This window comes from Bremerella sp. TYQ1 (assembly GCF_020150455.1).
In the GTDB taxonomy this organism is placed as follows: Bacteria; Planctomycetota; Planctomycetia; order Pirellulales; family Pirellulaceae; genus Bremerella; species Bremerella volcania_A.
In genome coordinates this window covers 5,919,337-5,932,068 of the sequence record NZ_CP083740.1, presented here as the reverse complement: position 1 = coordinate 5,932,068, position 12,732 = coordinate 5,919,337, and the positions used below count along the sequence as shown (strand labels likewise).

Annotated in this window: 10 protein-coding genes; 4 read left to right on the top strand and 6 right to left on the bottom strand. The window is 54.4% G+C overall.

The window, feature by feature from the left end; all coding sequences use genetic code 11:
- Positions 1-11: 11 nt before the first annotated feature.
- Positions 12-530: a hypothetical protein gene (locus LA756_RS24105; RefSeq protein WP_224437279.1), complete on the top strand. Its 519-nt coding sequence runs from the start codon at positions 12-14 to the stop codon at positions 528-530.
- Between the two features lie 460 nt (positions 531-990).
- Here LA756_RS24105 and LA756_RS24100 read toward each other — a convergent pair whose 3' ends face one another.
- Both LA756_RS24100 and LA756_RS24095 read right to left on the bottom strand, forming a co-directional pair.
- Positions 991-1,467: a hypothetical protein gene (locus LA756_RS24100; protein WP_224437278.1), complete on the bottom strand. Its 477-nt coding sequence runs from the start codon at positions 1,465-1,467 to the stop codon at positions 991-993.
- 52 nt (positions 1,468-1,519) lie between these two features.
- Positions 1,520-3,415 carry a hypothetical protein gene (locus LA756_RS24095; protein WP_224437277.1) on the bottom strand — a complete coding sequence of 632 codons (1,896 nt, stop codon included), beginning with the start codon at positions 3,413-3,415 and terminating at the stop codon, positions 1,520-1,522.
- A gap of 377 nt (positions 3,416-3,792) precedes the next feature.
- Between LA756_RS24095 and LA756_RS24090 the strand changes: the two genes are divergently transcribed.
- From LA756_RS24090 to LA756_RS24080, 3 genes are all read left to right on the top strand, one after another.
- Positions 3,793-4,659 (top strand): hypothetical protein, encoded by an 867-nt coding sequence (locus tag LA756_RS24090; RefSeq protein ID WP_224437276.1) that lies wholly within the window; start codon positions 3,793-3,795, stop codon positions 4,657-4,659.
- A gap of 204 nt (positions 4,660-4,863) precedes the next feature.
- Positions 4,864-7,371 carry a DUF11 domain-containing protein gene (locus tag LA756_RS24085; RefSeq protein ID WP_224437275.1) on the top strand — a complete coding sequence of 836 codons (2,508 nt, stop codon included), beginning with the start codon at positions 4,864-4,866 and terminating at the stop codon, positions 7,369-7,371.
- Between the two features lie 4 nt (positions 7,372-7,375).
- Entirely contained in the window at positions 7,376-7,747 is a 372-nt protein-coding gene (locus tag LA756_RS24080; protein ID WP_224437274.1) for a DNA polymerase ligase N-terminal domain-containing protein, read from the top strand.
- Here the strand turns inward: LA756_RS24080 and LA756_RS24075 are convergent.
- The 4 genes from LA756_RS24075 to LA756_RS24060 all read right to left on the bottom strand — a co-directional run bounded on the left by LA756_RS24075 (position 7,696) and on the right by LA756_RS24060 (position 12,626).
- Entirely contained in the window at positions 7,696-8,430 is a 735-nt protein-coding gene (locus tag LA756_RS24075; RefSeq protein ID WP_224437273.1) for a hypothetical protein, read from the bottom strand. The genes LA756_RS24080 and LA756_RS24075 overlap by 52 nt on opposite strands.
- 139 nt (positions 8,431-8,569) lie before the next feature.
- Positions 8,570-9,862 (bottom strand): tyrosine--tRNA ligase, encoded by a 1,293-nt coding sequence (gene tyrS, locus LA756_RS24070; RefSeq protein WP_224440427.1) that lies wholly within the window; start codon positions 9,860-9,862, stop codon positions 8,570-8,572.
- Positions 9,863-9,969: 107 nt separating this feature from the next.
- Complete coding sequence (gene ispD, locus LA756_RS24065; RefSeq protein WP_224437272.1) at positions 9,970-10,656, bottom strand: 2-C-methyl-D-erythritol 4-phosphate cytidylyltransferase; 687 nt, start codon at positions 10,654-10,656, stop codon at positions 9,970-9,972.
- Between the two features lie 35 nt (positions 10,657-10,691).
- Positions 10,692-12,626, bottom strand: a complete 1,935-nt coding sequence (locus LA756_RS24060; RefSeq protein WP_224437271.1) for an acyl-CoA dehydrogenase family protein — start codon at positions 12,624-12,626, stop codon at positions 10,692-10,694.
- Positions 12,627-12,732: the final 106 nt, after the last annotated feature.

Genomic DNA, 12,732 nt, shown 5'->3' with positions numbered 1-12,732 from the left:
ACGAGTCCGTTATGGCTAGCCAACTAATTACGCTATTCGCCATCGGCGGACAACTTGCCGATGAGATTGAGACTAATCTGGCTCGCTGGTTTTCAGCTCGTCAAGCGGAAGATCCGGACGAATGGTCCACCGAACAATGGCCAGAATCAATTCACGCCGAGATCGACCAATTTGCAAAACGTCTTCTCAAACATGGATTCACCCCACCGATCGTGTACCGCTCGCAGCATGTCGACCTCTGGTCGGCTGGCGATGTTTTCAACCGTGCCCTTGATACGTGCGATCACCAACTCTTAACCAATCGCTTCCAGATCTACAGCAAACGCGCTTCGTCGAGCCATCGAGACGACAAACCGTTGCCCCAATTTGATGAATACCAATGGCTAGATCGGCGTATTCAGGAAGCCGCTACCAGCTGGAAAGAAATGGGATCGACCCCGTTGCTACTACTATTCCGCGAAATTATGGGAGGACTATGGTTGGATTCCGAAGTGGAAGCGTCACTAAAACATTTACCTGACTGGTGGTAATTTGGCGGGCATCAACATTTTCTAGGCATCGCTACGTCGCAATTCAATGCGATTTCGCCAGTATCTTGACGGGAAAACGCCCCAATCGCAAATTTGCAGGATGCCCAACGCGCGGATCGGGTTCCACTTTAATGAGTAGAAAGTATTGAACAAGTTTGCGCGTCATATTAGCGAACTATTGTCCAACCATACAGCAAAACTTCGACATTCTTACGTGGTGTTTGCCCTGCCCCAATGTGCCTTCTACGACCTCAGCGACGCACCATTGCGCGTTGCATGCAGAGCTTACCCCTGTTTTTCTCGAGGGTTTTGAGCGGCGAAAAGAAATCGTGGACGCTTGGACAACCATTAGAGACAATCGGAGCGATTCTCTTTCGAGGTCATAAGCTTGGCAGCGAATTCACGCCACTTACCAGTTGGCAGGGGGCCGGCGGTCGGGAAGCGATTGTCGGCGAGCGTGTTACAGATACATGCCCATGAAGCCGTCGTCCGATTCGCTTTCGGCTTTGATCTTGGCGATGCGTTCTTCGGTTTTCTTGAGATCGCCGGCTTGGATGTAGTGGTCGAACTCGACGGCGACGCTTCGCTGAACTGTTTCCTGGAACCACTGTACGATTGGCTCAGAAAGCCATGTACAGGTTTCCTTGACCAGTTCGACTTCCAGATCGGTTCCCTTGGTGGCCAGGTCGTCGGCATCGGTCATGACGGTGCCGTGGAACTTGAACTGGATCATCCCATCCTGCGGATGATTAAGCAGGTGGTAAGTGCACGAAGCGTTGTGCAGATAGTAGGTGTTGTGGGAACCATGTTTCTCCATAGCCCCCTTCACACGCAGACAGTGCTGCTGAAACTTGGGCGACGCGTCCATCGGAATATCAAGCCGATCGATTGAACGCAGCGGCAAGCAGTCAAACTGAATTTCAACCCAACGATCCATCGTTGCTCCGACTGAAAACTGGACACTTCACACGGAAAACGGACGACGTGTTTTAGTCTACCACAGATGTCACTTCGGTCGCAGGCGTGGGGACTTCGGCAGGGGCTTCCAGCCTCCAGCTTCCGACGAACCAGCCAGGGGTGACCGAAAGAGAGGAAATTTTCAGCGTTCCGGCTTTGGCCAACTCGCCTTCCAATTCGATCCCTTCGCCGACAATTTCCTGCTTGAAGACCGCCTCGAACTTCTTACGCAGGAAGGTTTTCGCCGTCAGATCGAGCGGACCGAGGCGTTCCTGCGTGGGGAAATCGACGACCACATCGCCAGTGCGGGTCAGCAGTGTGCCGTTTTCCCCTTTTTCGATCTTGTAGTCGGCACTGATGGCGATGGTGCGATTCACTTCGTTATCACCCCGAGTGAACTGCCGACCGCGGATGCCGATCTTGACGGTGTCGTTATCGAAGACGACCTGAATCGGCAGCTTGTAATCGAAGGTGATCGACCATGGATCGGTATCAGGCGTGATTTTCAATTCCTCAGGAATCTCGGCGTCACGCTGCTCGAGGATTTCCACGAGCCGTTCGTCGGTCAACTTGACGCCGGCCAGGAACGTTTCGCCGTAGTTATTGATGATCGATTCATGCAGCTTCAGGGTGAGATCAGCCTGTTGGTCTTCGGTTTCGGGGGCAGGCTCCGGAGCGGCCAGCTGCGTTTGGCTGGCATGCATCACTTCGAGGTTTAAATGATTGGTCGTCGTGGACACGTTCAGCTCGTCCGGGAATTCGTCGCGACCGAGCAGGTGGCGATAGAGCCGCTCACGAAGTCGCGAGTTCGCATCGGTCACCAGATCGCGTGTTTCGTCGTCAAATCGGGCTTCCAGACGGGCTTCGGTTCGCTGCGAAGCGATGCGTTCGGCCTGCGATTTTTGCTGATAGGCACGCTTCGTGGCGATTTTTTGGATCAATCGCATCTTTGCGCAGATGGCATTGAACGTCGTCGTCGTGTCGGCATGGGCCGTCGCGGGACTTGCCGTTAAACCATCCTCGTCGAACGCCAGCAGCTTGCTGGCTCCGACGGTGCTGAAACCGGTGGAGTAAATCGTCGCAGGGCCATTCACCCCTACATTGTCGGAAGAAACAGTACCAGCAAGGGTAAGCTCGATCAGGCCTTTGTCCTTGCTGGGCACGAGATTCACATCGACGTCACCCACCATATGGGCGGTGCCACGAACGGTCGTTCCCAGGATCAGTTCCCGGACAGGAGTCGTTTGATCGACATTTCGGCGGACGGCACCTGAGATGAATTCGCGGGAAACCGACGCATACAAGTTGGGACGATCGAGTTTATTTCGGATCGTTTTTACAGCGGCTGGAACCTGGTTCCCTTGCTCAAGCCAGCCGAGGATGCCACCGATGGCCTGGGCATCTTCACGAACTCGATTTTCGACGTACCGTCCAACGGCATCGCCTAAGGTTTTTAGCTGGATATCGAACTGTTTTTGGTACTGCTCGACTTGCGAGAAATAGGCCAGATTGATGTACGTTCGCAGGGCTTTTCGGGCCTCGATCATCTGCTGTTTGTCAAGCCCCGCATACGATCCTCGGAATTTCAGGTAGATTTCCTCTAAGGTTCGCAGGTCGGGTTTTTCCGCAGAAAGTTGCGTTTCCAAGTCGCTCCAACGAAGGTAAGTCTTCCAAGCTTCTTCGTTTTCGGCGGTACCGTTGTTCAGAAGGTCTTCAAGCGTTCCGAGGTTCGCTTCGAGCGTTCGCTTGGCTTTCGAGACATCCTCGTCCGTCACCGGCTGGAAATTACCTTTGGCGTCCTCAACGACATCCGAAAGGTCGCCAGCAGGGGTTGGCTGCTGCGAGAATGCCGAACCGGAGACAATCAGTAAACCTGAAGCCAGAGCCGCGAGATAAAGCGCTGCCGTACGCCGTAGATTGCAAATCATGATGTTCCTCATCCGTGGTGGAAGGGGCCAAATCCGGTTTGTGAGGTTGGGGCAGCCCACAAGATATACCGTTTAGGTGATCTCGTGAAGCTTTCATGGCCAGCATTATTTCGAAAAGCCACCTAATACACAAACAATTCCAAGACCACATCCTTTACCTATACTTCGCACTTAACCCACCTGTCCAGACGGGCAAAGATCTGAAGAAATTGCATCTCCGAGGTGCGTTTGCCCGCAGTAGTAGATTGACTGCTACAACTGGTCCACTTAACTTTACGTAGATGACTTGACCGGTAAATCCCGCGTTTCCTACCTAAATGCGGGATTCTTTACCAACGATTTCTCTCCCTTTTAACTCCCCCGATTTCTCTATGAACATGTCGCTTCGCTCCTTTGGCGTGTTGTTCAGCCTTCTGATTCTCGCTGGCTGGAACGGCACCGCACTGGCCGAAACTTCGGAACTCAATTGGCACGACGACTATTCCAGCGCTGTCAAAGCCGCCACGGCGGAAAAGAAAATGCTGTTCATCGTCTTCGATGACGACTCGAACGCGGCCACTCGTTTCGAGACAGAGATCCTTCCGGATAACCGTGTCTCGAGCCTGCTAAAGAATTATGTCGTCGCCAAGCTGTCGGTCGACGCTAATGTCACGATCAAAGAAAAGCCAACGCGTCTGCTGAACCACGCAGCGTTCGGTTATATGTACGGAAACGCCGGGATTGCGATTGTCGACTACACCAATAACGATCCATCGCAGTATGGACAGGTAGTCAGCCAGTTCAATTTTCGATCGGCCCAAGGTCGCAGCGTTCACGAGATGCAAGTCATCCTGACACTGCCGCCTGGTTCGCTCACCCAGCGAACGTTGATCTACGCCGTTCGGATGCATCCGGAACAGCCTCGCAGCACCAAGGGCATCTTCCGCCGACTGCTCGCCCTGGAAACGTTCCGTCACAGTCGCAACCAAGCCAACATGCAGTTGCAAGGACACCATCAGTGGGAATCGCGTTTCCACCAGATCAAAGCCCAGCTTCCTGGTGGCTTGGTTCCAACAGAAGTCTGTGCAGAAAGCTGGCCTGGTCAGCGTTTGGAAGACGCCGCGATTGAATGTGTTCGCAGCTGGCGTCATTCGTCCGGTCACTGGTCGGCGGTCAGCGATAACAACGTCTACTACGGCTACGACATGAAGCGAGGCCGCAACGGCATCTGGTACGCCACCGGCATCTTCGCTCGGAATCGTTAAAGCAGCGACCGAGCAAAGCTCTCGCAACTGACATAACTCACGCGACCCGTGCTGTTGTTACAACCGCACGGGTCGCGTTGTTTTTTCTCAACATCGCATGATGAAAAAATGCCGCATGTTGCCTAACCGCGTGCTAGGTTTTCATGGCTTGTCATTCTGGGCAAGCTACGTCGGGAACTCCACGTCTGTGTTTTGGAAACAGTCATGCGGTGGTCAACTAGCACGAAGCGAACGTTGCTCCTTACGACGCTATGGATTGCGATCGTCAGCATAGGCTGCGCGCCGTTCCGCGTTCCTCGAATCGACCCTTCCGGGCAGCGAATCTTTGCTCGCGATACGACCTCGGTCGACTGTAATTTAGGTTGCTTTAATCAACAGCCTGCCTTCCAGCAGCCGGCGCCACTTTCTCCTTGCCCGGCCCCTGGTGTCACACCGCTGACCCCGCTTCCTGCGGCTCCTAAAGACGTAGCCGACCCGGAAGCACTTCAGCTTTCACCTTCACGCGTCGTTGCTCCTGTCGGTACGGAAGTTGTCTTGGTGGCTGGCGTCAATCGTAAGAAACATCTGCATGAGGCTGGTCGTCCAGTGAACTGGATTTTGTCGCGTGAAAGCGTCGGCTATATCACGGAAGTTGGTAAAGACTCGAACATGTTCGACCTGGTTTCGAACCGAAACTATGGCGTACAGGGACCAGACTTCGCGACAAGCAGCACCCTTTTGTGCGACAAGACGATCGACCGCGGAACCGAACTTCCCGGCGACGACGTGCGTGTACTCAAGGGGCAAACCTGGATGTCGGTCAGCTCGGCATCGCCAGGGGTGAGCCGCGTAACAGCGTTGGCCCCGACGTTTGAAAACTGGCCTGCTCGTCAACAGACAGCAACTATCTACTGGGTCGATGCGCAGTGGCAGTTCCCTGCTCCAGTGGTTGTTCCTGCAGGCGACAAAGCTGTTCTGACAACGACCGTACTGCGTCAAACGAATCGACAGCCCGTCGAAGGATGGAAGGTTCGATACGAAATCCTGGACGGTCCTCCCTCAGCATTCCTGATCAATGGCCAAACGGCTGCACAGGGCGAACCTGTCGAAGTTCGTTCCGATGGCAATGGTTTTGCGACCGCCGAGTTGGCCCCCCTATCGAATCAGGCCGGGACAGCTCAGGTTCGTGTCACGCTTATCCAGCCCAATATGGACCCTGAAAGTAACGCCGAGAACTTGATGCTCGGTTCCGGAGTGACCACAGTCACGTGGAGTGCTCCACAACTTTCGGTCGACATCACCGGTCCAGAAGTTGCCGAGTATAACTCGCAGGCGGTCTACAACATCAACCTGCAAAACGGTGGTGATGTGGCCGCACGAAATACATTCCTTAGCGTGACCCTCGATCCTGGTCTGGTCTACGAGTCGAGCGTGCCAGCCGCCCAGGTCCGTGGCAATCGCTTAGAGTGGTCGATCGGCGACCTCGAAGCTCGCGGCTTCCGACAGATCTCGCTGACAACGCGAGTTCAACAATCGGGCACACTGCAAAACCAGGTCGTCGCAACGGCCGAGCCAGGACTTCGTAGCGAAGACAGCGTCAGCACGCAAATCGCGGTCGATGCGATCCACCTCGAAATGGAGGGGCCGGAATCGGTCACCGTCGGCGAACCGGTCACCTATCGAATCACAATCCGTAACACTGGCAATCAGCAGCTCACCAATCTACGGTTGGAAGATGTGTTCGACAACGGATTGATCATCCCAGGTCGAGAAAGCCCGATCGGCAATCGCCTCAATGGCGGTACGCTGAACATGGGCCAAACCATCACGGAAAGCCTTACCTTCCAAACACAGACTCCGGGGCGTTACTGCCATCGCTTGACCGTCGAGGCCGATGGTGTGCAGGGCAAGTCCGCTACGGCATGCGTCTCGGTCAATCCACCCCCTGCAGAGCCTAGTTTCAACTTGGAACTGCGTGCCCCTTCGACCCGAACGGTAGACGAAACGGTTCTGTTCCGGGCCATCCTGACGAACACCGGACCAGTGACGCTGACCAATGTCCAGGTGGAAGAAATCGTTGATCCTAGCTTCCAGATTCTCGGCCGAACCGATCCGGCTCGCGACGAGCAGAACAAAGTGATTTGGACATTCCCACGCATCTTGCCAAACCAGCAAGCGATTTTGGAAGTGGAATGCAAAGCGAATAGTCCTATCAGTGAGGCTTGCAATCGCATTTCCGCAACGACCGCGGAAGGCGTGTCGAATAATGCTCGAACTTGCACGACGATCACGGCCTCGGCACGTCCGCCTCAGGAACAGCCACCAGCAGTGGGTCAAAACGGCGGGGGGACACCTCAGGAAGTTACCGGGCAATTGGAAGTCAGCCTAACCGAACTGCAAGAGAACATTCGAGCCGGCAACAATGTGACCTATTACCTTTCGGTTAGGAATGCCCGTAACGCTGACGATGGCAACGTCGAAGTTCTACTGCGGCTCGGCGACGGGATGCGATTCGTAGGACTAACCGGCCCAGGTAATCCGCAAACGTCTCAGTCCGCTGATGGAATGACGATTGGCGTTCAACCGCTTCGCTACATGCGAGCCGGAGACTCGGCCAGCTTCCAAATCACGGTCCAAATGGCTACGCCTGGGAAGAAATTGATTAAAGCGGAAGTTCGCAGCCAGCGATCGCCGCAAGGCATATCGGTCGAAGAGGATACGACCGTATACTAAAGGCATGCCTCGCTTTGCCATCCTTCATCACGAAACGCCAACCGAAGCAGCTAAGCCGGATCATTTCGACTTGCTGCTGGAAGAGGGGAGCGTTCTGAAGACGTTCACGCTGTGGCAATTCCCGCAGATCGAAACGACCGTCGCGGCGGTCCCTGATTTTGATCACCGGATGGTCTACCTCGAATATGAGGGACCGATCTCCAAGAATCGTGGGCACGTCCAGCGAGTCGACGTAGGGACGTTTGAGTGGATCGAACAGACGGCTGAAAGAATCGTCGTTCAACTTGCCGGGCAAAAGCTCGACGGAAAGCTAACGCTCGAGCTTCAAAGCTCCGCAGGTGTTTCGGGAAGCGACGGTAATTCAGCGGGGGCTTGAGCCGGTGCCGCTTCTTCTTTTTTGATTTCTTCCTCGGTCTTGATGGTTTCGCCGGATAGCAAAATCTCGCCATCTTTCAGTTGCAACGCATCGATCCGAATTTCCCCTTCGATATCGGCACCCGAACTGGGGATGGTTACCAGGGCGACCGGATCTCCATCCTTTTGTTGCCATCGAATCGGAATATCAGCTTTGCCGGCGTAGGTATCAATTTCCGAAAGCAGTTGCCCTAGCGGGATCGGCAGAGCGCCTGCGGTGACGTTGTGAAGTTGAATGCCGACAACGTTCGGCTCCCCTTCCACCAGAAAACAATCGAGCGAAACGGCCAAGACCGAGTTGAGCGACTGGCCTTTGTATTTACAGCCGACGAGCAACGTCTTGCCTTTTACTTTGATCCGCGGTTCCTCAATGTGCTCGGGCAAAAGCTCGGGGAACTTTTCTTTGAGATCGGCAGCCAGCCAGCCGTTGATCTGCTGATCGGTCAGACGAAGCGACCACGCACGAGGCTTTTTGACCTGATTGGTGAATGCAAAGACCTGCTCTTCGAGGATCTCGCCTGACTCATGAGCCGTGGTTGGTTCGACGTAAAGGGCCTCGGTATAGAATTCCGGGACATGCTGAGTGGCGTTATAGACCGAACCGGTCACCGCTGCGATCAGCACAGCCGCTACGAAAAACACCACGAGAAACGTCTTTTTCCGCGCCAACGTTCAACAAGCCCAGTGGAAGTTTGCCCGCCCCAAATAAAAACCGCCTGCCGGAATCGTAGGGATTTGGCAGGCGGTCGTCAATTTGAATCAGCGGTTGGCTAGCAGCTTTGATCTACTCGCCAGCAAACCGCAACAAAGCGTATTTCTTCTTGCCGCTCCGTAAGACCATGACCGTTTCGCTGGCCAAATCGGTGGTGCCGAGCGATCTTTCGACCTCTTCAACGCGGCGATTATTGACGTAAGCCCCGCCCTGCGAAATGGTTCGGCGTGCGTCCCCCTTGCTCTTGCAAAGGCCTGACTCAACCAACGCATCGACGATGTTTAATCCACCATCGGCGGCCAGTCGGTCTCGGCTAAGCTCTTGGCTAGGCACATCCGCGAAAATTTCGATGAGCTGCTTATCGCTCAAATTATCGATCTCGCCGCCAAAGAAAATGTCGGTTGCACGTAGAGCACTTTCGACACCCTGCTTGCCGTGGACCAGTTCGGTCAATGCTTCGGCCAAGCGTTTCTGGCTTTGACGCTTATGGGGCTCTTCTTCGCGGGCTTTATCCAGCGATTCGATTTCTTCCCGTTCTAGTTCAGTCAGGAATCGCAAGCACTTGCCGGCATCTTCATCCGCGACGTTGATCCAGTATTGGTAGAACGCGTATGGACTTGTGCGATCGGCCGACAGCCAAATGGCGCCGGACTCGGTCTTCCCCATCTTGGTCCCGTCGCTTTTGGTCAAAAGCGGACAGGTCATACCGAAGAGTTGAGCCGATCGCATCCGGCGTCCCAGATCGATCCCAGCCGTGATGTTGCCCCACTGGTCGCTACCACCAATCTGCAGCGTGCAGCCATGCTTGTCGTACAGATGCACGAAGTCGTAGGCTTGCAGCAGCATATAGCTGAACTCAGTGTAACTCAGCCCGGCATCGTCTCGTTCGAGTCGGCCTTTGACGGAGTCTTTCGCCATCATCACGTTGACAGGAAAGTTCTTGCCGATGTCGCGCAGGAAGTCGAGGTAACTGAAGCTTTGCATCCAGTCAAAGTTATTCACCAAGACGGCACCGCTGCCTGCTTCCTCAAAGTCGAGAAACTGCCCCATCTGAACTTTGATGGCGTCAACATTAGCTCGCAGTTGATCGACAGATAGCAGGTTCCGTTCAGCACTTTTGCCACTCGGATCGCCAATCATTCCTGTGGCACCACCGACCAAAGCAATCGGCTTATGACCTGCCGCTTGAAAACGACGCAGTAGCATCAACGGCAACATGTGCCCGACGTGAAGGCTCTCGGCAGTCGGATCGAAACCTGCGTAGACGGTCCGCGACTGCTCGTTCAGCCAGGTCCCGAACGAGTCGTCCCCCGTGGTTTGATTGATCAGTCCACGCCACGAAAGTTCTGCGAAAATGTCTTTCATCTGCCGAAGGTCGCTGCCGTTAAGGGTTTCGTTGCCGTAAGAACCGGGCATTCTAAGAAAATTTTGCCAAACGAACTACGGGACGACACCTAAACGCTTGCCTGGGTTCAGCTTCCGCTCGTAAGAAGCCGTTCTGCAACTACCAAGTCATCTTTGGTCGTGATCTTCAGGTTCTGGAGGCCCCCTTTCACGACATGCACGGGGTGACCTAATCGCTCGACCAGACTGGCGTCGTCTGTAGCAGGCTCGTCACGGAACTTTTCATATGCCTCGAGAATGACTTGTCGCCGAAAGACCTGCGGCGTTTGTGCTTCCCAGACGCCCTCCCGCGGAACGGTCTCGGAAATGGTGCCTTCGATGGAGACACGCTTGAGCGTCCCAGTAACCGGCAGCGCCAGAATGGCCGCGCCATGGGAAGCAGCTGCGTTGAAGACATCGTCGATCATCGCATCATCGATACCAGGCCGCGCGGCATCGTGAATCGCGATGAACTGGCTATCGCCAGAAAGTGCGTCGATTCCATTGGCAATCGAATCGGTACGCGTTTCACCACCAAGGACAAATCGAATACCGTACTTCTGACAATCGGCAGTGAAGTTCTCTTGGAAGTAAGACTCGTCGTCGGCTGAAATCACGATGACGACTTCGCTAACATCGTGTCGAGCCGCAAATCGTTTCGCGCTATGTAACCAAACCGGTTGGCCCAGGAGCGAGACGTAGACCTTTTTCAATTCGCCGCCGCCGAAGCGTGTACTACGTCCGGCAGCGGGAAGAATGACACTGAATTTGACCAACGGCGAGCTCCTTCCGCGATGAAAATAGAAATACGTTACTTATCATAACGCATCATGATTTCATCTGGAGGCGTACTGACGCCGGGGAAATTGCCTTCGGCAATCATGCCGCCAACTTCAGAAACACGGCGGAAGTAACGATCGCTCGGAGGAGTGAGCAAGATCTTGCGTTTCAAATCTCGGCAAGCAATGTCGGCCGCGGCACGTACGGTCTCGTTATCTTGCTTGGCGGCATACAGCGCCGTGCACAAGATCGTCATCAGGTCCTGGACGTTTTGCGAGAGATACGACATACGGCACTGCCGATCGGCCAGCTTCAGCTGATGCTTCCGCATCGTTCCCGAAATCTTCAGAGGCATGTCCTGCAGACGATCAGCTGCAAACTGGGCATGGGCTTTCAAATCATCAGGCATCGAAGGTAACTTCGGCCGTGGTTTTCCTCCCATATACTCCTTCATCATCCAGCTGGCATAAGGAGCCAAGGCCCCCTTGAGCGCCCACGCATGAGCAGGGTTCAACGGATTTGGCTTCTTGATACCGGCAGCGTGCAAAGCTTTGCCGATCGGTTCGAAGAACTGCGTACCATGCTTTTTGACAAGCGACTTAAAGAAAGCCATCCCAAGCATTTCCCCTTCCCCTTCGTAGATACAAGGGGCAAGATACTCGTGGACGTTGTCACCAAACATATGTCCATGTAGGAACGAACGGCCACCGTGCGTCTTCATAAATAGTTCAATCGCCGCTTCCTTCTGCGATTCGCTACCGAAGATCTTGGCAATAATACATTCCATTTCGCCGCGGTAGCCTGAGTCGATTAACGTGGAACACCATGCGACCAACGCATCGGAAGCGACAATCATTCCGGCCAGTTTACCGAGCCGTCGCTGCACGAGTTCGCGTTTGGCGATCGGTTCGCCATAGGTTTCTCGAAAGTGAACCCACGGAATCATGCTTGCCATCATCAGTCGCATCGTGCCGGCGGCGTTCGCACAGAGACTGATACGGCCGAGGTTTAATCCGTGATACGCAATCGTGAGCCCGTTTCCTTTACCGGGCAGCAGCAGGTTCTCCTTTGGGACACGGAAGTCTTTGAAAATGATCCCTTGGTTATAGGTATGCTTCAGTGCCCAAATTCCATACTTCCGAAGTTGGAAGTTCGCGTTTTCCTCCGGAGGGAGGTCGACCACTAACACAGCCGGCACGTCGTCGATCAGGCAGACCACACCAATCGTTCGCCCTGGAACGACATTCGTGATGAAAAGTTTCTCGCCATTGAGAATGTACGAGTCGCCGTCCAGCTTGGCCGATGTCTTCAGCGCCGTCAGGTCCGAACCAGCACATGGTTCGGTTAACGCGAATGCCGAAAGACGTTCGCCACTGGCCAGCTTCGGTAAATAGCGCTGCTTCTGTTCCTCGTTTCCAAAAGTACTGACAGGATCGACAGCCCCGATACAGCCATGCACCGAAGCAAGTCCAGCGAGTGTTGGATCAACCATCGCCATTTCAGTAAGAAAAGGGGCAAACGATCGAAACGGCGTTCCGCTGCCGCCGTACTTCTTATCAACGAGCAAACCCCAGTAACCAGCTTCGCCGAGCGACTGCAAGACTTCGTCCCGGATCTTTCCCTTCTCGTCGGTGATCGACTTACTTTTCTGAAAGCCGCGAACGACCTCCAGGCTGTCATCCATCACTTTGCGGATTTCAGGAGCCGTTTCAATAGAATCAGACTCGAATAACTCCGTCGGAATGCCACGATCCCAAACCGCACGGTGCGCCGGGCTGTTTGCCGTTTGGTACTGCGGCTGAAATAGCTTTTCGACTTGATCGTCGGCAGAATCAATCGCCCCGGTTCGACGAGCTTCGTCTTCGCTTTTGCCCCCGAGTTTGAGCGCGGTTTCGGCGAACGATGTCTCATGTTGTTCGTCCGGCTTCGTTTCTGGAACCGAAGGATTAGTGGTATCGCTGCTCATCGTTGCTGCTCCCGCGACAGATTGAAGTGGTTCGTAATGAGAGACACACCCCCATTAACACTGCATCCAAGCTAACTAACTCTACCTTACATATCGATGAAAGGCG